Origin of the sequence: Mesorhizobium album (assembly GCF_033977205.1) — a bacterium.
Lineage (GTDB): Bacteria > Pseudomonadota > Alphaproteobacteria > Rhizobiales > Rhizobiaceae > Mesorhizobium > Mesorhizobium album.
Genome location: NZ_JAVIIW010000007.1, coordinates 163,392 through 184,302 on the forward strand (window position 1 = coordinate 163,392; position 20,911 = coordinate 184,302).

Annotated in this window: 18 protein-coding genes; 4 read left to right on the forward strand and 14 right to left on the reverse strand. The window is 65.4% G+C overall.

Annotation, left to right across the window (positions count from 1 at the left end; translation table 11 throughout):
* Positions 1-11 precede the first annotated feature (11 nt).
* On the reverse strand, positions 12-1,424 hold the full coding sequence (locus RFN28_RS08575; RefSeq protein ID WP_320286940.1) for an FAD-binding oxidoreductase: 1,413 nt from the start codon (positions 1,422-1,424) through the stop codon (positions 12-14).
* A gap of 111 nt (positions 1,425-1,535) precedes the next feature.
* Between RFN28_RS08575 and RFN28_RS08580 the strand changes: the two genes are divergently transcribed.
* Complete coding sequence (locus tag RFN28_RS08580) at positions 1,536-2,234, forward strand: winged helix-turn-helix transcriptional regulator (RefSeq protein WP_320286941.1); 699 nt, start codon at positions 1,536-1,538, stop codon at positions 2,232-2,234.
* A 78-nt stretch (positions 2,235-2,312) separates the two neighbouring features.
* Here RFN28_RS08580 and RFN28_RS08585 read toward each other — a convergent pair whose 3' ends face one another.
* Genes RFN28_RS08585 through RFN28_RS08610 form a run of 6 tightly spaced genes read right to left on the reverse strand, consistent with a single transcriptional unit; the run spans position 2,313 to position 9,389 of the window.
* Positions 2,313-2,774 (reverse strand): MarR family winged helix-turn-helix transcriptional regulator, encoded by a 462-nt coding sequence (locus RFN28_RS08585; RefSeq protein ID WP_320286982.1) that lies wholly within the window; start codon positions 2,772-2,774, stop codon positions 2,313-2,315.
* The gene (locus tag RFN28_RS08590) at positions 2,771-3,355 is read right to left on the reverse strand and encodes an amino acid synthesis family protein (protein WP_320286942.1); all 585 of its coding nucleotides are present in this window, start codon (positions 3,353-3,355) and stop codon (positions 2,771-2,773) included. Before RFN28_RS08590 ends, RFN28_RS08585 begins: the two co-directional genes overlap by 4 nt.
* Entirely contained in the window at positions 3,348-4,229 is an 882-nt protein-coding gene (locus RFN28_RS08595) for a UPF0280 family protein (RefSeq protein ID WP_320286943.1), read from the reverse strand. Before RFN28_RS08595 ends, RFN28_RS08590 begins: the two co-directional genes overlap by 8 nt.
* Positions 4,229-5,770: a 6-hydroxynicotinate reductase gene (locus tag RFN28_RS08600; protein ID WP_320286944.1), complete on the reverse strand. Its 1,542-nt coding sequence runs from the start codon at positions 5,768-5,770 to the stop codon at positions 4,229-4,231. Before RFN28_RS08600 ends, RFN28_RS08595 begins: the two co-directional genes overlap by 1 nt.
* Entirely contained in the window at positions 5,767-8,535 is a 2,769-nt protein-coding gene (locus RFN28_RS08605) for a molybdopterin-dependent oxidoreductase (RefSeq protein ID WP_320286945.1), read from the reverse strand. The genes RFN28_RS08600 and RFN28_RS08605 overlap by 4 nt, the downstream gene beginning before the upstream one ends.
* The gene (locus RFN28_RS08610; protein ID WP_320286946.1) at positions 8,532-9,389 is read right to left on the reverse strand and encodes an FAD binding domain-containing protein; all 858 of its coding nucleotides are present in this window, start codon (positions 9,387-9,389) and stop codon (positions 8,532-8,534) included. Before RFN28_RS08610 ends, RFN28_RS08605 begins: the two co-directional genes overlap by 4 nt.
* 252 nt (positions 9,390-9,641) lie before the next feature.
* Between RFN28_RS08610 and pncA the strand changes: the two genes are divergently transcribed.
* Together pncA and RFN28_RS08620 are read left to right on the forward strand one after the other, a co-directional pair.
* Entirely contained in the window at positions 9,642-10,256 is a 615-nt protein-coding gene (gene pncA / locus RFN28_RS08615; protein WP_320286947.1) for a bifunctional nicotinamidase/pyrazinamidase, read from the forward strand.
* A gap of 34 nt (positions 10,257-10,290) precedes the next feature.
* Complete coding sequence (locus RFN28_RS08620; protein ID WP_320286948.1) at positions 10,291-11,715, forward strand: sodium:proton antiporter; 1,425 nt, start codon at positions 10,291-10,293, stop codon at positions 11,713-11,715.
* Here the strand turns inward: RFN28_RS08620 and RFN28_RS08625 are convergent, their stop codons facing one another.
* The 7 genes from RFN28_RS08625 to pncB form a co-directional block, all read right to left on the reverse strand.
* Positions 11,716-12,432, reverse strand: coding sequence for an ABC transporter ATP-binding protein (locus RFN28_RS08625; protein WP_320286949.1), 717 nt, complete (start codon positions 12,430-12,432; stop codon positions 11,716-11,718).
* Positions 12,425-13,153, reverse strand: a complete 729-nt coding sequence (locus RFN28_RS08630) for an ABC transporter ATP-binding protein (protein WP_320286950.1) — start codon at positions 13,151-13,153, stop codon at positions 12,425-12,427. The genes RFN28_RS08625 and RFN28_RS08630 overlap by 8 nt, the downstream gene beginning before the upstream one ends.
* Positions 13,150-14,112, reverse strand: a complete 963-nt coding sequence (locus RFN28_RS08635; protein WP_320286951.1) for a branched-chain amino acid ABC transporter permease — start codon at positions 14,110-14,112, stop codon at positions 13,150-13,152. The genes RFN28_RS08630 and RFN28_RS08635 overlap by 4 nt, the downstream gene beginning before the upstream one ends.
* Positions 14,109-14,990 (reverse strand): branched-chain amino acid ABC transporter permease, encoded by an 882-nt coding sequence (locus RFN28_RS08640; RefSeq protein ID WP_320286952.1) that lies wholly within the window; start codon positions 14,988-14,990, stop codon positions 14,109-14,111. The genes RFN28_RS08635 and RFN28_RS08640 overlap by 4 nt, the downstream gene beginning before the upstream one ends.
* A gap of 218 nt (positions 14,991-15,208) precedes the next feature.
* Positions 15,209-16,513 carry an ABC transporter substrate-binding protein gene (locus RFN28_RS08645; RefSeq protein ID WP_320286953.1) on the reverse strand — a complete coding sequence of 435 codons (1,305 nt, stop codon included), beginning with the start codon at positions 16,511-16,513 and terminating at the stop codon, positions 15,209-15,211.
* 139 nt (positions 16,514-16,652) lie between these two features.
* Complete coding sequence (locus RFN28_RS08650) at positions 16,653-18,113, reverse strand: hypothetical protein (RefSeq protein WP_430677545.1); 1,461 nt, start codon at positions 18,111-18,113, stop codon at positions 16,653-16,655.
* 183 nt (positions 18,114-18,296) lie between these two features.
* A complete protein-coding gene (gene pncB, locus RFN28_RS08655) occupies positions 18,297-19,601 on the reverse strand; it encodes a nicotinate phosphoribosyltransferase (RefSeq protein ID WP_320286955.1) in 1,305 nt (434 codons plus the stop codon).
* Positions 19,602-19,845: 244 nt separating this feature from the next.
* Here pncB and speB point away from each other — a divergent pair, with 244 nt between their 5' ends.
* Positions 19,846-20,901 (forward strand): agmatinase, encoded by a 1,056-nt coding sequence (gene speB / locus RFN28_RS08660; protein WP_320286956.1) that lies wholly within the window; start codon positions 19,846-19,848, stop codon positions 20,899-20,901.
* The last annotated feature ends 10 nt before the right edge of the window (positions 20,902-20,911 follow it).

The window sequence follows — 20,911 nt, forward strand, 5'->3', positions numbered from 1 at the left end:
TACACCGTCACTCAAACCGGGCGGATGTTCTGGTTGTGGTGGAAGACGTTGTCGGGGTCGTACGTGGTCTTCACGTCCACCAGCCGGTCGTAGACAGAGTCGCCGTACGCCTCGCGGACCCGGTCCGGATCTTCGTCGCCGCCGAGGAAGTTGACGTAAACGCCATCGCGGAAGTGTCCGAGGGCGGCGAAAAACCTCTTCGTCCAGGCGGTATCCCGGTCGCCATAGTCCTCGCCGGGCCGCCACACCGCATCAAGGGTGATCGCGTGCGACGCCTGGCGGTTCCCGAATGCCGTCTCACCCTCGGCCACCCGGCTCACCGCCCCCTTCAGATGGAACATCGCCACGTAGGACCGTGGCGACGAAGAGGAGAACGCATGCCCTGCGATCACGTCGATGAGGTCGTCGCGAAGCTCGGATAGGTGGGTGGACTTCCAGTAGTAGTTCCAGCCATGGACGACGGTCGAGTCGAGCGCGCTCTGGAATGCCGCGTACGGCTTAGGCCCGACAAGGTCGAGGAGGGGAGTCCGGAATGCGCGGAGCGGCCGGAGCGTCTTCTCACCGTCCTCTATCGGCCCGACGTAGCAACTACCCACGATCATCACGGGGCGCCAGTGCAGATACTCAGGGATGACGGGTAGCGGCGGGGCGGTACCGAACCTCACGACCGTGCCGAGCTCGTCGGGAGCATCGCGGACGAAGTCGCGGTAGAAGCGGAGGACGTCCGCGGCGTGGTTCGCGTCCCAGAGGATGGGCCCGGCCAGAACGGTCGGCCCGACGGCGTGGAGACGGAACTCGAACGAGGTGACCACGCCGAAATTGCCGCCGCCGCCTCTGAGCGCCCAGAACAGGTCGGGGTGCTCGTCCTCGGATGCCCGCAGCAGCTCGCCGTCGGCCGTCACGAGTTCGGCGGCGACGAGGTTGTCGACCGTGAGGCCATGCTTGCGCATCAGCCAGCCGACGCCACCGCCGAGGGTGAGTCCGGCAACTCCAGTGTGGCTAACGATTCCGCCAGTGGTGGCGAGACCCTGCGCCTGCGTCTCGTGGTCGACATCGCCCCACAGCGCGCCACCCTGTACCCAGGCCCTGCGGTTTACGGGATCGACCCGCACGCCCCGCATCGCCGAGAGGTCGACGACGATGCCGTCGTCGCAAACGGCGGTGCCCGCCACATTGTGGCCTCCACCTCGTATGGCGATCTCCAGATCGTGGCCGCGGGCGAAACGCACGGCCGTGATCACGTCGGACGTCCCGATGCATCGGGCGATCAGGCGCGGGCGCCGGTCGATGGCGCCGTTCCACACCGCGCGGGTGGTGTCGTAGTCGGCTTGGTCGGCACTGATCAGCCTGCCCCGGAAATCTCCGATCTCCGCGACGCCTGTATCCTGGCTCCGGTGGCCGACGTCTGCGATCATAGTTGTCATTATCGTGTCCTCCTCTCTCGAAGGAAGGCAGCATCGGACCACCGTGTAGCGCTGCCGTATAGTCAAGAATCTGGACTTCACAGCCGACGGCGGGCGTGGAACACTGGTGGTGTGAGAACGTACGGCCAGTACTGCCCCATCGCCCGTGGCGCCGAGATTTTCGCCGAGCGCTGGACACCGCTGATCGTCCGCAACCTGTATCTTGGCTGCGGAAGCTTCAGCGAGATCCTGGAGGGCGCGCCCGGACTCTCCCGTACGCTGCTCTCGGAGCGGCTCAAGCAGCTCGAATCGGTCGGTGTCGTCGAGTCGGCACCCAAGCCCGACGGGCGCGGGCGCCACTACGAGCTCACATTCGCCGGCCACGACCTCTTCGCGGTTTGCCAATCGCTCGGCGAATGGGGAGCGCGTTGGCTCGAAATAGCCCCCCAACATCTCGACCCCTTTGTGGCCCTGTGGTCGATGTGCAATGCGCTACGCCGGGACCGGCTGCCGGATCGACGCGTCGTCATCCGTTTCGACTTCACCGGCCGCCCACGCCGTGAGCGCTATTGGCTACTTATCGAGCTTGGAGACACCGAGATCTGCAAGACGAATCCCGGCCTCGACGAGGACCTCTACGTCACGGCGGAAGCCGAAGCCTTCGTCAAATGGCACGCCGGACAGCTTACTTGGGCCCAGGCCACCCGCGAGGACCGCATCCAACTCGACGGCGACCTGTCGCTCGCAAAAGCTTTCCCGACCTGGAACGCCCGCAGCACGTTCGCCCACATCAGGCCGGTCTCGCGCATCGTCACGAATCCTGCGGGCTGACATCCTCGTCTAGATGCCGCGTCCGCGTTGCGGCAACGCCGCCGCCAGGAGGGGGCGCGACGTATCGCCGGCACCCATTCACGCCAGCTTCGCCAGCAGCCGCAGGAAGGTGGCGGCTTCCTTGGCGGTGAGCGGCGCCAGCGTCTCCTCGGTGATGGTGCGGGCGAGCGGGATCAGCCGTTCGATCGCCTCGCGGCCTTCAGCCGTCAGATTGACCAGCAGCCGCCGCTTGTCGACTTCGTGCTTGGAAAGCTCGACCAGGCCGCGCGCCTTCAGCCGGTCGATGACGCCTTTCACGGTGGCGGCGTCCATCGCAATCAGGGCACCCAGTTGGTTCTGCGACGTCTCGCCGATGTCGTAGAGCTTGGCCAAAGCGGCGAACTGCGGCGGCGTCAGATCGGCGATGTGCGAGGCGAAGATTGCGACATGGCGCTGATGCGCCTTGCGTAGGATGAAGCCGACCTGATCCTGCAGATGGTAGCCGTTTTCGTCCGGCTCTTCGCCTTCGACCAGCCGCAGCAGATTGTCCTCGCCGCTCATCGCAGGCCGTCCCATGCCTTGATGTCCTCGGCCGCGAGGCCGCCCATGCGGTTGTGGATACGCGGGCCACAGGTCATGGCAAGGCAGAACAGGATCTCGTCGGGCCGCGGCCCGTCGCTGAGGCCGACCTCCATGGCGTCGAAATGGCTGCGCACATAGGCGGCGTTGATGTGGCCGAGCGGCACGTCGAGCCGCGCGCCGAAGGCGCCGACCTTCTTTGCCGACGGTACGATCGCCTTGGCGTCGCCCAGCCGCTCGCGCATGGCATAGCCGCCCGGCACATGCCACAGCGCGCCGTGCTCCAGCTCGCCGGCCGTGCCGACGATAGCGCCCTTGCCGTAGCCGTCGATCTTCTTCACGTCGCCGCCGAGTGCTGCGATCAGCTTGTCGGCCAGCAAAAGCCCCAGCGGCTTCAAGTCCTCCATCGCGCCCTGCAGCTCTTCGATATAGCGGCCGGCGAACGGGTTCTTGACCACGGCGAGAGCGGCCGCGCGGCGACGCGGCTCTTTCGCCACGGGGCCACCATCGTGGAAGATTTCCTCGGTCAGAACCGCGACCTTGCGGATCGGAAAGTCAGGCATGGGCAGTTTCCTTCGCTTTATGCTTGTTGGGCGCGGCCAGCGCCACGGAACCACTGATGCGGGTTTGGCCCGCCAGGAACAGCGCCGAGGCGGCAATCAGGCCACGCCGGCGAAAATCTTCGGCGACGGCAAGGCCGTTGTCCAGCGCCCGGGCCGCCTCTCCGGGTGCAAGCGCGCCGACGCCCTGCGTCACCAGCCGATCCCCGAGATCGCTGTCGGGCGCGAGATCGCGCGCGCGAATGCGACGGATCGCCGGATGTCCGGGCAGGTCGACCGCGTTGGCAATCAGCGTCGCCGCGGCATCGGCCTCGGCGCCTGTCCGCGCCAGCACGGTGACGGCATCGGAAATGCCAAGCGAAAAGGAGCGGCCGCGCCAGCCGCTGGTGGCAACGCCGCGGACACCGTCTTCGGCGCGGATGGTGATGCGGTCGGCGAGGCCGTGCCCGGTGCCGGCGATGGCCAAGGTTATCGACTGCCCCCTCCCGAGATGAAGGGCGCTATCGCCGCCATTGTTGACATAGGCGCGATCGAGTTGCCGCCCCTTGAGTAGCGCCGCCAGAATTTCGTCGGCTACCGAACCGGCGACGGCAGCCATCGGGGTGATGAAGCTTTCCGCCAATGGCGCAACGGCAGCCTCCATGCGCCGCGCCGTTGGGCCGGCGAAAGCGCGCGGCTTCAAGGATGCCGGACGGCGCAATTCGGGAAGTTCATCGACCAGCTCGTTCAAAATCGTCTGGAAGCGCGCGACCGCCTGAGCGTAGGCGGCGCGACATTCATCCGGGTCTCCGAAGGCCTCGACAATGAGGTCGATCGGTCCGTGGTTGAGATGAAGCCGCCGGCCGTCGGCGAGCCAATGCGCCTGCGGGCCGTTCATCATCCGGCTCCGTTGGCCCAGCCACGGCGCAATTGGGCCAGCGGCGGCCAGGGATTGCCGGAGGGCGCACCTGTGCCACGGCGCGGATTGAGGTACTCGCCGCCTTTGGCAAGAATGTCCTCGACGCTGCGGATCTCGCTCTCATAGCCGCCCAAACGGATATAGTCGTCGCGGCGCATGGTGAACTCGATCGGCGCCACCAGCGCCGGGGTCGGCACGTAGCCGAAGGCGCCTTCCGGCACGCGCGTGACGTCGACCATCAGCGTGATGCCGCCGCCCGGCCAGACATAGACCGGCGCGCCGCCCACCGTCACATAAGTCTTCAGGCCCTGCACCGAGCGCGTGAGGTTGACCGGGTTCTCGGTGACGCCGGCGCGCAGCGAGCCGCCGGCGCCGCCGACGAAGAGAACGGTGCAAAGCGCCGGCTCGCAATTGTCCTCGATCAGGCCGACGGATTTCTGCAGCCGATCCGGGAACGGCTTCTCGACCGGCATCAGCTGGTCGTCGAGCTCGTAATAGGCGAACTGCTCGCCGGTGGTCGATACCATGAGCAGCGACAGGCCGGGCCGCGCGCCCTTCTTGGCATTCCACTCACCGAGGATCGACAACGGATCGGAGATCGTCGTGCCGCCCCAGCCAAGGCCGGGCTCAGACACCTTGAAGTAGCGGCCCGGCGTCGAGCGGCGGCCGATGATCTTTATCCCGGTATCCTGCCAGCCCAGCACCTTGCCGGCCTGATGCTCCGAGACGACGCCGGTGATGTGGTCGTCGACCACCACCACCTCGTCGACCAGCCCGCGCCATTGCGTGGCAAACATGCCGATGGTGGCCGAGCCGCAGCCGACGCGCATGCGGTGCTCGACCTTGCCGTCGATGACCGGCGCCTTGCCGGCCTCGACGATGACCGTCGCGCCGCCGTCGATGGTGAGCTCGACGGGCTTCCTGTTGCAGAGCTTGAGCAGCGCATCGCAGGTGGCGCGTCCCTCGGCCTTCGAGCCCCCGGTCAGGTGATGGACGCCGCCGAGCGACAGCATCTGCGAGCCGTACTCGCCGGTCGTGACATGGCCGATCGCCTCGCCTTCGGACCGCACGGTCGCCGTCTCATCGCCGATATGGCGGTCGGTATCGATCTTCACCTTGACGCCGCAGTAGGAGAAGATGCCTTCGGTGACGACGGTGACGAGATCGACGCCCTCGACTTCCTGGCTGACAATGAAGGGCGCCGGCTTGTAGTCGGGATAGGTAGTGCCGGCGCCGATCGCGGTGACGAAGCGGCGCCCGGTGTTGGCCAGCTCGCCGTTCCAGGCTTCGCCCTCGGCGACGAACGGCACGACGGCGCCGCCGGTCTCGGCCGCGTGGTCGAGGATGGCCAGCGGGTCCATGCGCACGATGCGGCCGCCGACATTGCCGTAGCGGTCGCAGGCGCCGGTGCGGCCGTCGGCGATGTAGCACATGACCGGGCAGGCATCGCAGCGGATCTTCTCCGCCACCTGCTTCTCGCCGGGATCGTGGGTTTCGAAACGTTCGGCAAGCTCGCTCATCGGCGCGCCTCCTTCTCACGGATCGCCGCCAGGATGCGGCTCGGCGTTGCCGGCACCTTGGTGACCAGGACGCCTGTGGCATGGCGGATGGCATTGAGGATCGCCGGGGCGGTCGGGATCAGCACATGCTCGCCCAAACCCTTGGCGCCGAAGGGTCCTTCCGGATCCGGAACCTCGATCAGTATGTGCTCGACCGGCGGCACGTCGCCGATGGTCGGGATGAGATAGTCGTGCAGGTTCTCGGTGCGGCCGGGGATATATTCCTCCATCAGCGCCATGCCGATGCCTTGCGCGATGCCGCCCTCGATCTGACCTTCGACCAGCACAGGGTTGATCGCCTTGCCGACATCATGCGCGGCGGTGATCTTGATCAGTTTCACGGTGCCGAGCTTGAGATCGACCTCGAGCTCGGCGATCTGCGCGCCATAGCCATAGACGGCATAGGGCTTGCCCTGGCCCTTGGCGTCGAGCGGCTGCGTCGGCGGGTCGTAGGTCTCTTCCGTGACGAACACCAGCCCATCGGCATCGGCTTTCAGCGCCGTGAGATCGATGCGCCGCGTCGCGTCGCCTTCGCGGATGAAGATGCTTGGGCCATCGAGCGTGATCGTCGCGTGCTCCGAAACGTTGGCGAAGCGCAGGATTTTTTCGCGCAGCGCGCGGCCGGCCTTCTCTGCTGCCTTGCCGGTCACAAAAGTCTGGCGCGAGGCGGATGTCTTGCCGGCGTCCGGCGTGATGGCGGTGTCGGCGCTCCTCAGCTGGAATTTCTCCAGCGGCAGGCCGAGCGCGTCGGCGCAGATCTGGGCGATGACCGTGTTCGAGCCCTGGCCGATATCGACGGCGCCCTGATGCAGCATGACATCGCCGGAGGCCGAGATGCCGACCTTGATGGTCGAAGGATTGGGCAGCGAAGTGTTGCCGCAGCCATACCAGCAGGAGGCGACGCCGACGCCGCGCTTCGTTGCCACGCTGGTGGCGTTGAAAGCTTTCGCATCCGCGAGCGCGCGCGCCCAATGAGGCTTAAGCGACTCCAGACATTCGCCGATGCCGACGCCGGACTCCAGGCGCTGGCCGGTGACCGTTTCGCAGCCGTTCCGAAGGCAGTTTTTCACGCGGAAATCGAGCCGGTCCCTGCCGAGCTTGCCGGCGAGCTCGTCATAGAGCGTTTCCTGCATGATTGTGGCCTGCGGCACACCGAAGCCGCGGAAGGCGCCGGCGATCGGGCCGTTGGTGTGGATCGCGCGGCCCTCGGCGCGGTAGTTCGGCGTGGCGTAGGGACCGGAAGCATGGACCGGCACGCGGTTGGCGACCGTCGGACCCCAGCTTGCATAGGCGCCGGTGTTGAAGTCACCCTCAAAGACCATGCCGATGATGCGGCCTTCAGCATCCGCCCCGATGGTCGCCTGCATCTCGGCGGGATGGCGCTTGGTGGTCGACATCATCGATTCGTTGCGCGTGTAGACAAGCGCCGCCGGCCGCCCGGTCTTCATCGCCACAAGGCCGATGAGCGGTTGCAGCGAGACATCGAGCTTCGAGCCGAAGCCGCCGCCGGTAGCGGTCGGCACGATGCGGACCTTGTCGACGGCAAGGCCAAGCACCTTGGCCGTGTCGTCGCGGTCCATATAGGGCGCCTGCGTGCAAGCTACGACGACCAGCGTGCCGCCATCCATGTAAGCGAAACCCGCTTCCGGCTCGATATAGGCATGCTCGACGAAGGACGTCTCGATGGCGCCGGATACGGTGACCGCAGCGCTGCCTAGCGCCGCATCGGGGTCGCCGCGCTCGACAAAGCCTGACGTGAGGACATTCGCGGGCCGATGCTGGTGGATCAGCGAGGCGCCGTCGGCGCGGGCCTCGCGGGGCTGCAGAACATGCGGCAGTTCCGTCCAGGCGATCGGAAAATCGGTCAGGTCGAGATCGAGGATTGCTTCGCGCTCGCCCGCCACCAGCGCCACGGCCTCGCCGCGGAAGCGCGCGAAACCGTCGGCCAGCGCCGGCTGATCGGCAAAGGGACCGATGACGCCGAAGCAATTGTGGCCAGGAATGTCGGCGGCAGTGAAGACACCGGCGATGCCGGGATAGCCTTTTGCCCAAGCATCGAGATCGCCGACGCTGAAACGGGCATGGTAGTGCGGCGAGCGCACCACAAGCACGGCCAGTGCATCGGCCGGGAAGGAATCGCCGCCGAATTTTTCGTCGCCGGTGACCTTCGGCACGCCGTCGAGGCGGATAGGCGAGGCGCCGACGGCGTGGCCGACCTCGGGCAGGCGATGGTCGACACCATACATGTGGCGCGAGGCGTCCATCACCGCGGCGATGATCTTGCGATAGCCCGTGCAGCGGCAGAGCACACCGCCCAGCGCATCCTGCGTCTCGGCCTCGCTCGGCGTCGGGTTGCGCTCCAGCAGCGCGGTGGCCGCTACCAGCAGGCCCGGCGTGCAGATGCCGCATTGCGCGGCGCCATGATCGAGGAACGACGCCTGCAAGGCGGACAGCCGGCCATTGGCGAGGCCCTCGACCGTGGTGACGGAAGCACCGGACACGGAGGCCGCCGGCACCAGGCAGGCGCAGACGGGATTGCCGTCGACAAGCACGGTGCAGGCGCCGCAATCGCCGGCGTCGCAGCCGACCTTGGTGCCGGTCAGCCGCAACTCGTCGCGCAAAACCTGCGACAGGCGCCGAACCGGCGGCACCGAGACGCTGACGGCAGCGCCATTGAGCTCGAAGGCAATGTCGGCGCGTTCCATGCCGGGCTGGATCATGCTCATGCCGCCACCTTGGTTTCGCCCAGGCCGACGGCGGCGCACACCGCGCGGGCGACGATCTCGCGCGCGGCATCCTGCCTGTATTCGGCGCTGCCGCGCACATCGGCGATCGGCGAGAGTTCATCAATCGGCGCGGACAGCGCCACCTCGGCAAGTGCCGGTGTGACGGGTTGGCCACGCAGGGCCGCCTCGACCCCGGCAAGACGGCGGGCGACCGCCGAGCAGGCGCCGACGGCGATTGCCGCTTCGGCGATTACGCCATCCTCGACCACGAGCCGGGCCGCCGCCATGGCGATGGAGATGACGAGATAGCGCCGCGCGCCGAGCTTGACGAAGGCCGACATGCCGGCGGCAGAACGCTTCGGCACACGGATGGCGGTGACCATCTCGCCCGGCTGCAGCGCCGTGCGGCGATTGCCGAGGATGAATTCGCGAAGCGGCAGGTGGCGGGTCGCCATCGCCGACCGCAATTCGACGTCGGCATCGAGCACCAGCAGCGCCGGAACGCCATCGGCGGCGGGCGAGGCGTTGCAGAGATTGCCGGCGACGGTAGCAACGTTCTGGATCTGGATGGAACCGACTTCGCGCGCGGCCGCCTTCAACGCATCGAACGCCGACGGCAACGGATGTCGAACGACGTCGCTCCAGGTGGTGCGGGCGCCGATCCGCCAATGCTCGTCCGTCTCGGCGATGCCCCGCAGTTCAGCCAGCCCGTTGATGTCCAGGATATTGTCGCGGAAAGGCTTTGCACCCTGCGCCGGATAGAAATCCGTGCCGCCGGCAAGGACGCGCCAGCGGTCCTCGCCAAGCACAGCGAGCGCCTCGACGACTGTGGTGGGTTTCGCGTAACGGGTCACGCTTTGCCTTCCCAGAAAGGGGCCTTTCCGAGGGAACCTGCCAGCGCCACGCGTAGGCAAATTCATTCGTATGCAAATGATATCAACTTCGCCGCAATTGTCAAAGCGGAGTGGCCGGACCTGCCCGTCACAAAGGCCGGAACGGCTTTCGTCTTTTCTCGGAGGTTGACGCCGCCGGCCATCTGGTCAAGGGTCTGCCTCCGGTCGCGTCAGCGGCATTGACTGGAGCCCGCGCCGAACGAAAGGGAGCCCATGGCCGAGGAAGCGCTCATCGTCATCGACCTGCAGAACGACTTCTGCCCCGGCGGCGCGCTGGCGGTTGCCGGCGGCGACGAGATCGTGCCCCTGGTCAACGATCTGATCCGGCGGACCGAGCATGTCGTGCTGACGCAGGACTGGCATCCCGCAGGCCATTCGAGCTTCGCTTCCAGCCATCCCGGCAAGCAGCCATTCGAGACCGTCGAGATGCCTTACGGGCCGCAGACGCTGTGGCCGGATCATTGCATCCAGGGCAGCCTCGGCTCAGACTTCCATTCGGGGCTCGCCTGGACCAAGGCCGAGCTGGTGATCCGCAAAGGCTTCCGCACGGCGATCGATAGCTATTCGGCCTTTTTCGAGAACGACCATACGACGCCGACCGGTCTCGCCGGCTATCTCAAGGAACGCGGCATCGACACCGTCACCCTGGTCGGGCTCGCCACCGACTACTGTGTCGCCTATTCGGCGCTCGATGCTGTGAAGCAGGGCTTCAAGGCGACTGTGCGGCTCGACGCCTGCCGCGGCATCGATCTCAGCGGTTCGCTCGACGCGATGATCGCCCTCATGCGCGAGTCCGGTGTAACGCTCGAAGACCATTCGGCGGACTGATCGGACTGTGAGGCGTCGAGGGGGCTTCACCAGAATGGCGCGTGTCTTGGCGGCGGGCGTCGTCACCACAGCCCTCATGGCTTTTCCGCAATCGGCTTTAGCGGCCGAGGCTCACGAATTGCCCGGCGCGGCGATGTCGCTCTGGTGGGCGCTCCCCTTTGCCGGGCTGCTGCTTTCCATCGCGACCGGGCCGCTGCTTTTTTCGCATGTGTGGGAACATCACTACGGCAAGATCGCCGCCGCCTGGGCGGCACTGGTCGTGGTTCCGCTGGCGATCGCCTTCGGCATGTCGGCGGCAAGCGAAGCCGTGCTGCATACGCTGCTCACCGAATATCTCTCCTTCATCATCTTGCTGTTCGCGCTGTTCACCATTTCCGGCGGCATCCTGGTTGCCGGCAACATCCACGGCACGCCACTGGTCAATGCCGGCCTGCTGCTCATCGGCGCGATCCTTGCCTCGGTGATCGGCACGACCGGCGCCTCGATGATCCTGATCCGGCCGGTCCTGCGCGCCAACGACAACCGGCCGTTCAACGCCCATGTGGTGATCTTCTTCATCTTCCTGGTGTCCAACATCGGCGGCTCGCTGACGCCGCTCGGCGACCCGCCGCTGTTCGTCGGCTTCCTGCGCGGCGTCGACTTCTTCTGGACGACGGTGCACATCCTGCCCGACACGCTTTTCGTCGGCAGCCTGGTGCTGCTCGTCTTCCTCGTGCTCGACATCGTCCTGCATCGCCGCGAGGCCGGCATGCCGAAGATCAAGGACCCGACACCGGACACGAAGGTGCGCCTGCGCGGGCTGGCCAACCTGCCGCTGCTTGCCGGCGTGATCGGCGCAATCCTGCTTTCGGCAAGCTGGAAGCCCGGCGTGAGCTTTTCCGTCCTCGGCGTCGGCCTGGAGCTGCAGAACCTGGTGCGCGACGCGATCATCCTGGCGCTGGCTTTTCTGTCGCTTAAAGTCTCGTACAAGAGCCACCGCGAAGCGAATGGCTTCAACTGGGGGCCGATCGCCGAGGTGGCGAAACTCTTTGCCGGCATCTTCATCTGCATCGTGCCGGTGGTCGCGATCCTCAGGGCAGGGCACGACGGCGCGCTGGCGCCGCTGGTCGCGCTGGTCACCTCGGCCGACGGCCAGCCGAACAACCTCGCCTATTTCTGGCTGACCGGGGCGCTGTCGTCCTTCCTCGACAACGCGCCGACCTATCTGGTGTTCTTCGAGCTTGCCGGCGGCGACGCGAAGCACCTGATGACGGAGGCGGCATCGACACTTGCCGCGATCTCGGCGGGTGCGGTGTTCATGGGCGCCAACACCTATATCGGCAATGCACCGAACTTCATGGTCTTTGCCATCGCCAGGCATCGCGGCTTCAAGATGCCGGGCTTCTTCGGCTACATGGCCTGGTCGGGAGCGGTGCTGATCCCGACGTTTTTGATTGCGGGATTTTTGTTCTTTGGGTGATCAGCCTACACCCACGTACCGCCGCACCGCCGACGGATCGCCGCGCAAGGCCTCGACATCGACCGTCTCGCGGTTGCGGCCGTTCTCGATGAATGAGACGCGGTCGGCGACCGAAAGCACGGCCTCGACGCGCTGCTCGACCAGGATCGTCGAGACGCCGAGATCCCGCAGCTTCGCCACCGTCTCGCGGATCTTGGCGATCATCGACGGCATCAGCCCTTCGGTCGGCTCGTCGAGCAGAAGCACCTGCGGTTCGAGGCAGAGCGCGCGCGCCATGGCCAGCATCTGCTGCTCGCCGCCGGAGAGCGTGCCCGAGCGCTGCTTCAGCCGCTCCCTGAGCAGCGGGAAGAGGTCGAGAACACGTTCCCGTGTAGCTTTCCCCTTGCCGCGCGCCATCAGGCCGATCTCGATATTCTCCGCCACCGTCATGTCGGCGAACAATCGCCTGCCCTGCGGCACATAGGCGACGCCGGCCTTCGGCACGTCATGCGCGGCGAGCCCGGTCAATTCCTTGCCGTCGAGCCTGATCGAGCCGGCCGCCGCCGGCACCAGCCCCATGATCGCCTTCAGCGTCGTCGTCTTGCCGGCGCCGTTGCGCCCGAACAGGCAAAGCACCTCGCCCTTGTTCAGCACGAGATCGAGGCCGTAAAGCACCTGGACCTCGCCGTAGAAGCACTTGAGCCCGGAGATGGTGAGCGCTCGCGGTGTCTCAGCCATGGGTCGCTCCGAGATAGGCATCCTGCACCTGGACATTGGCGCGGATCTGCTCCGGCGTGCCTTCGGCGAGGATCTTTCCCGAATTGAAGACGGTGATGCGGTCGGCAAGCTGCATGACCACCGGCATGTTGTGCTCGATGAGCAGCACCGTGGCGCTCTTGGCGATCTCGCGCACCAGGGTGATGAAATTGTCGATCTCGCTATCGGCCAAGCCTTGCGTCGGCTCATCGAGGATGAGCAAGCGCGGCTTCAGCGCCAGACCCATCGCGACTTCAAGCAGGCGCTGATGGCCGTAGGAAAGGTGTGCGGCCAGCGTGCCTGCCCGGTCGGCGAGGCCGGTGCGCTCCAGCGCCGCCATGACGCCGGCCCTCACCTGCCCTTTCGAGCGGCTGTCGGTCAGCGTGCGCTGCACCGGCAGCGCGACATTGTCGAAGGCCGTGAGATTGGCGAAGACGCTGGTGATCTGGAAGGTGTAGGCGACACCGAGGCGAACCCTTCGGTAAGCCGGCATGTCGGTGATGTCGGTGCCGTCGAAGACGATCGCGCCCGCGGACGGCCGGATGCGGCCGCTGAGCAGGCTGACAAAAGTGGTCTTGCCGGCACCATTGGGACCGATGATGGCGCGAATCTCGCCCGGCATCAGCGTGAAGTCGACGCCGTCGACTGCCCGCAGGCCGCCGAAATGGCGCGACAGGCCCTTGGTGGTGAGCAGCGGCATCATGGCAGCCAGCCCAGCCAGCGCTGGCGGATGCTGCCCAGGATGCCCTTCGGGAAGAAGAGCACCAGCAGGATCAGCGCGACGCCGACGATCAGCAGATAGGCGGAGGTGAAGCCGCTGGTGATGTCGGTGACATAGTACATGAACAGCGTGCCGATCAGCGGCCCGAGCGTCGTCGCGGCGCCGCCGAGCAGCACCCAGAGCAAGGGCAGGATCGAATACTGCACCGAAGCGAAGCTCGAGCCGATATAGCCGAACAGCAGCGCATAGGCCGCACCTGAGGCAGCGCAGATGGTGCCGGAGAGAACCACTGCAGCGAGCTTGTTGGCGACCGTGTCGTAGCCCAGCATCTTGGTACGCTCCTCGTTCTCGCGGATGGCGACAAGAACGCGGCCGAAGCGGGAGCGGACGGTGGCAAGCGTGGCAATCAGCACGATCGAGAACAGCGCCAGCGCGCTCATATAGCGCACGGTTGGGTTGGTCAGGTCGAGCGAGGCGCCGCCGAGATTGAAGGTTCGCGCCGCCTGCTGGATGACCAGGCCCTGGTCGCCGCCGGTCCAGCCGGCAAAATAGAGGATAAGCAGATAGAAAACCTGCGCGAACATCATGGTGACGATCATAAACGCCACACCCGACGTGCGCAGCGCCAGCAGGCCGATGACCAGAGCAAGCAGCGCGCCACAGGCGATCCCGGCAGCGAAGGCTTCCGGCACGCCCCAGCCGAGATGGTAGACCGTCAGCCCGGCGCCGTAGAGGCCGGCCGAGAAAAACATGGCGTGGCCTAGGCTGAGCAGACCGACGTAGCCGAAGAGCAGATTGTAGCCCATGGCGAAGACCGCGAGCGCCATGATGCGGGCAAAGAGGCCTTGGTGGTAGTCCGGCAGGACGAAGTTCAGCACGAACAGCAGCGCGACGACGCCGATATGCAGCGCATAGATTTTTGCCGGCGAAGCATCCCTCATCGCGCGGTCGTCCCGAACAGCCCTTGAGGCCTGAACACCAGCACCATGGCGACGACCAGCGTAGCGATGATCTTGGCCAGTGTCGGCGAGAAGAACACCGAGATGATGCCGTCGGAGAGGCCGATCAGGATGGCGGCGACCACGGTGCCGCGCAGCGATCCCAGCCCGCCGATGATGACGACGATGAAGGAGAGCAGCAGCGGGTCCTGCCCCATCAGGTAATGCGCCTGGCTGATCGGCACGATCAGCACCGCCGCGATCGCCGCCAGCATGGCACCGATGGCGAAGACGCCGGCATAGACGCGCTCGACCGGAATGCCGAAGGCCTGCGCCGTCTCCCGGTCATACTGGGTGGCGCGCATGATCAGCCCGACCTTGGTGCGGGTCAGCACCAGCCAGGTCAGCACGAGCAGGATGGCCGACGCAGCGACCACCGACAGCTTGTAGCCGGAATAGCCGAACCACGGCAGGAGGATGCGATAGCTGAAGGGCGGCTCCACGGGGCGCGCCTCCGGACCATAGAATGTCAGCGCCAGCTGTTGGATGATGTAGAGCATGCCGATGGTGGCGACGATGGTGCTTTCGGGATTGTAGTTCAGCCGGCGCAGCACCAGCCATTCAGCAAGAAACGCGACCAGCCCGACCAGCAAGGGCGCGATCACCAGCGCCGCCACGAAGCCGATCGCCGGATGGCCGGAGATCGCCGTCGAGACCGCCCAGGCAAGAACCGCGCCCAGCATGAAGAACTCGCCATGGGCGACATTGACGATACGCATGACGCCGAACACCAGCGACAGGCCAAGCGCTGTCAGCGCCAGCACGGCGGACGTGACCAGGCCTTCGAGGGCGGCGAGGAGGAGGTGGGGTCCGAAGTGCATCGATTACACGCAGGTTGACGCCAAGCGCACCCCCCTCTGCCCTGCCGGACATCTCCCCCTCAAGGGGGGAGATTGGAAGTTGTCGCGGGTTTCGCCAATCGCCAACGTCGGTGAATAGGTGCCGTCGCAAAAGCTGCCGATCTCCTCCCTTGAGGGGGAGATGTCCGGCAGGACAGAGGGGGGTGGCTTGGCGCCCACGCTTGATTGAGCAGCTAAGCTCACAGCGCCTGCTTCGTATAATCCCCTTCCGGCTCGTAGAGGCCGTCCTCGATCTTGGTCTTGTGGACGACCTTGAGCTTGCCGCCCTCGACCTTGGAGATGTTCTGGATACCGAAACACTGGTGGATATTGCCGTTGAAGATCTTGGGGCCCTGCGGATGCTCCGGGCCCTCGGCGAATTCTTTCAGCGCCTCGGTCGCCTCGACCAGCTTGGCGCGATCCTCCGGACCTTTATAGCCGGCATCCTCCATCGCCTTCTTGACGACATAGAGCGTCTCCCAGCAGCCGAACATGTGCGAGGCGGTGGAGACGTCCTTGGGATCGCCGACGGCGGCGCCGTTGTCATCGATGCCGACGGCGGCGCGATAGGCTTTCTGCGCGGCGGAATCATCCGGCTGCGCGTAGCGCGGCGAGCCTTCCCAGAAATGGCTGCCGTCGAGGAATTCGAGACCGGGGCTGTTGATGTCGACGGCCTCGAGCGAATCCATGAAGCCGAAGAGCTGCGGCCTTTGCGAGCCGTAGAACTCGCCGAGTTCCTTGACGAAGGTCAGCACGGCCGGCCCGACCATGACGTGGTAGATGACGTCTGTCTCGGCCGGAATCTGCGGGAAGTATTTGGTGAAGGAGCTCTCGGTCGGCGGAATGGCGATCTGCGCGATGACATCAGCGCCCTGCGCCTTCAGAGCCGGCGGCAGGTAGTCGCGATGGTCGTAGCCGAAGGCGAAGTCGGGGAAGATCTGCGTCACCTTCTTGCCGGCATTGGCCGCGATCCACGGCGCCATCGACTGGATCTGGCTCTTCACGTCGGTGATGCCGGGCTGGAAGACGTAGCGGTTGAGCTTGGTCGATGCGACGTGATGGCCTTCGCTGACCACGAAATAGGGGATCTTGTTCTCGCCGGCGGCGGGCACCGAGCCGATCACCACATGCGAGAACAGCGTGCCGAAGACGATATCGGTCTTGTGCTGCGTCGCGAACTTATTGACCACCTCGGCGCCGCGCGCCGGATCGGTGCCGTCATCCTCGATTACCAGCTCGACCTTGCGGCCATTGATGCCGCCGGCGTCGTTGATCGCCTTGACAGCGGCAGCACTTGTCCTGTCATACCAGCGTCCATAGGCGGCGCCGATGCCGGTGCGGTGCAATTGGAAGCCGATCTTGATCGGCGCCGAACTCTGCGCCTGGCTGTAGCGGACGAAGCCTGGGGCCAGCGCGAGGCCTGCGCCGGCAGCGAGGCCCTTCAGCGCGGTGCGGCGAGAAAGCGTCGTCTTGGAGAGGTCGAAAAATCCGTTCTTGTCAGCCATGTCCGTTCCCCTGTTTTTTCAGTTCTGACCAGCGATAAGGCGGCTCGATCCTCCTTGCTCGGAGGATCGGAAAAATTGCATGTGTACAAACTAAATCACCAAAGCCATGACCTGGCAAGCGAGGTTCCCCAGGACACTCTCACCCAGCGGTCGGCGTAGCGAGCAGCCACAGGCCGAACATCGTGTAGGCGATCATCAAAAGCGTCAGCGGAAGCTGGCTGAGCGCCGCGCGAGAGGCTTGCGGATGCAGCCGCCAGGCGAGGCCATGCGCCACAAGCACGGCCAGCACGTGTCCGGCGATGATGACACCGGCCTGCAGGTTCCATAGCCATCGCGCCGACCCGGCGCCGGCGACGATGCCTGCCTCGACCATCCTGTCGGCGGTGCCGAACAGATTCCAGCCGAGCGCGAAGGGGTCGGAAAGGGCGACCAGCGCGTATTGGCCGTCGACAAGCAACACCGTCAGATAGTGCGCGATATGATAGGCGAGCGCGATCGGCACGATCGACCAGACCAGCAGGCCGGCGGCTTGCCTGAATGAATGCCCGCCGCCGGCAAGGCGCTGGCCGACGAAGACAGTAAGACCAAACACCGCCGCGAACAGCACGAAAGTGAGCACGAGACCGAAGCTGCCGATGCCGATCAGCGCGCTGCGGCCGGGAAATTCCAGTGGATTGACGCCGAAAAGGCCGAGCCAGAAGAACGTCTTCGACAGGCCGTCGAAGGATACGGACGACAGCGTCAGCAAGAGGAAAGCCGTTCCGCTTACCGGCAAGGGCTCTGCCGCCAGCAGCTTCGCCCCCGGCCAGCAGAGGCTGAGCCGGCCCTGCTCGCGCTGAACGGGCGCGAAGCGGGCGACCATGGAAAAGAAGACGCTCAGGAATTCGCCATGCCGGCTCCAGCCGCAGTAGCCGAAGGCAAGCATGGCGACGACGCTGACCAGCCAGTAGGCACCGGCGGCGAGGGCCAGCCGGGACGGATCATCGGGCGCCGGATCGATCAGTTCGAACCAGGCGAAGGCGGAGAACAGGATGAAGGCCGGCCAGAAGCCGAGCCATTTAGGCAGGCGCGATGGCTGCGCCTCGTTGCTGCGAAGCCGGAAGATACGCGCAGCGACGCGACACGGCCCATACCAAGGGTTGAGCCACGACCAGAGATCGCCGAACACGCCCTGCAACAGCGTGAAGCCGGCCCAGAGCAATGTCCAGATGACCAGCGGCAGCGGGTTGGAGAGCGGATCGCGGCTGCCGAAAAGGCCCGCAGCAATAAGCAGAGCAAAGCCGGCAAAGGAAAACAGGCTGACGATGGTGCGTAGGCCGTCGCCGAAGGCGAAGAGCGGCAGGCGCCGGCGCCAGAAATTATCGAGGGCGGCAGGCGGCAGAAGCGCCAGCACGAGGAAACTGACGGCAACGGCAAAAGCGCCGCCGGCGATGTAATAGCCCGTCGGCAGAAGTAGCACGTGGCCGCGGTCGGAGGCATGCGCGAAGGCGGGGGTGGGGAGGAGTGGCGTCAGCGCCAAGGCGACTGCGAGGGATCGAGGCCCGAGGGGATTATCTGCAGCGTCGCGATCCTTCGCACCCCCCTCTGTCCTGCCGGACATCTCCCCCGCAAGGGGGGAGATTGGCCGTCGTCGCCGCTTTCGCCAATCGCCAGCGTCGCAGGAGAAGCGCCCCCCGGATGAACTGCCGATCTCCCCCCTTGCTGGGGAGATGTCCGACAGGACAGAGGGGGGTTGGCGGGAACTCAAGTTATCCGATTATCCGAAATTCCATTTGAGCAACCCTCACACCTTGACCAGCTGCTTCACCCGCCCCTTCTCGCCAAAAATCCTCAAATACCGCTTGATCTCCTTCTCGTCCCCCGTCGACTTGGCGGGATTGTCGGAGAGCTTCACCGCCGGGCGGCCGTTGGCTTCGCTGACCTTGCAGACCAGCGAGATGGCGTCGAGGCTTCTGGTTTCGGTCGGCGCGCAGCCCTCGAAATCGTTGGTGAGGTTGGTGCCCCAGCCGAAGGACATGCGCACCTTGCCCTTGAAGTGACGATAGGTCTCCTCGATGGTCTCGACCTCGAGCCCGTCGGAGAAGATGAGCAGCTTCTGCTTCGGATCCTTGCCCTTCTCGCGCCACCAGGAGAGGATCTTCTCGCCGCCTTCGATCGGCGGTGCGCTGTCGGGGCGGAAGCCGGTCCAGTCGGCGATCCAGTCCGGCGCATCGCGCAGGAAGGCGGCTGTGCCGAAGGTGTCGGGCAGCACGATCAGGAGGTTGCCGCCATAGTAGCGCTGCCAGTCCTGCAGCACCTTGTAGGGCGCCTGCCGCAACTCCTGCTCCGAATTGGCAAGTGCCGCGAACACCATCGGCAATTCATGCGCGTTGGTGCCGAGCGCCTCGAGGTCGTTATCCATGGCCAAAAGCACGTTGGAGGTGCCGGTGAAGGCATCGCCGATGCCTTCCTTCAGCGCCTCGACACACCAGCGCTGCCACAGGAACGAGTGGCGGCGGCGCGTGCCGAAATCGGAAATACGGATGCCGGGCAGGGCCTTCAGCCGCTCGGTCTTGTCCCACATCTTGGCCTTGGCGCGGGCGTAGAGCACGTCGAGCGCGAACGGGCCGAAGGAGCGCAAGGCGGCGCGCGAGCGCAATTCGTTGATGATGGCGAGCGCCGGGATTTCCCACAGCGTCGTGTACATCCAGGGACCGGCAAAGGAGAGCTCGAACTGGCCGTCGCGCCTGGAAAGCTCGTATTCGGGCAGCTGGAAATCCTCCAGCCAGGCCAAGAATTCGGGCTCGAATATCTGCTTGCGGCCGTAGAAGGTGTTGCCGCCCAGCCAGATCATCTCCTTCTTCGAGAAGCGAAGCGTGCGCGCGTGATCGAGCTGTTCGCGCAGCTCGCCTTCGTCGATCTCGTCGGCAAGGCGCACCGGCGTGGTGCGGTTGATCAAGGTGAAGGTGGCGTCGACCTTGGGATACATGCCCCAGATCATCTGCAGCATCAGAAGCTTGTAGAAATCGGTGTCCAGAAGGCTGCGGACGATCGGGTCGAGCTTCCAGGTGTGGTTGTAGACGCGCCGCGCTATATCGGTCTTTGCCATGCTTGCTGCCGCCTTCGCTGCTTGCTCCGAAAAAGCGGCGCCGAAACCGATTCAGGCGACATTCTTCCGGCCTTTGTTTTAAGCCGACTGCCTCATAGCATTGAATTTTTGCAAGCGCTGCCCGCTTTGCAAGCTGGCCCGACAAAAAGAAGCCGCCTGCGGCAAGTGCCGGAGCCCGAACGCGATTGATTTTTCGCATGGGCTACCGGAAACTCCGGCGGACGATAGACAGGAGAATCCGCACATGGGCTACGATCGCGGCAAGCTGGAAGCGTTGCGCCGCAAATATGGCGAGAGCCATGGCGGCGAGATGTTTGACCCCAAATTCCGCAAGGTCGCCGACAAGATCTTTTCGAAGAGCGGCACGCGCCTCGCCCCCTATTCCGGCGTCCCGACCTTCCTTGCCGCGCCCTACCGGCAAGTCGCCGCCGACAATCCCGATTTCGGCGACCTGCAGGTGGCGATGATCGGCGTGCCGATGGACCTCGGCGTCACCAACCGGCCGGGCGCGCGCTTCGGGCCGCGAGCGCTGCGCGCCATCGAGCGCATCGGCCCCTACAACCATGTGCTGGAATGCGCGCCGACGCATGAACTGCGGGTTGCCGATATCGGCGACACGCCGTTCCGCAGCCGCTATCGGCTGGAAATCAGCCATGAAGACATCGAGCGCCGCACCAACCAGATCGTCGACGCCGGAGTGCTGCCGCTCTCGGTTGGCGGCGACCATTCGATCAGCCATCCGATCCTGAAGGCTGTCGGCAAGAAGGCCCCGGTGGGCATGATCCATATCGACGCCCACTGCGACACCAGTGGGCTTTTCGACATGACCAAGTTCCACCACGGCGGACCGTTCCGCAACGCGGTGCTGGACGGCGTGCTCGATCCGACCCGCACGATCCAGATCGGCATTCGCGGCTCGGCGGAGTATCTGTGGGAATTCACCTATGAGTCCGGCATGACCGTGGTCCATGCCGAAGAGGTGACCGGCCTCGGCATCCCCGCCATCATCGAGAAGGCGCGCAAAATCGTCGGCGACGGGGAGACCTACATCTCCTTCGACGTCGACAGCATCGATCCGGCCTTCGCGCCCGGCACCGGCACGCCGGAGGTCGGCGGGCTGACGACGCGCGAGGTGCTGGAATTGCTGCGCGGCCTGAAAGGCCTCAACATCGTCGGCGGCGACGTCGTGGAAGTCGCGCCGCAATATGACGCGACCACCAACACCGCCCATGTCGGCGCGCAGGTGCTGTTCGAGATCCTCAGCCTGATGGTGTTCAGCCCTGCGCTCAAGAAGGGCTGACGCGGCTAAT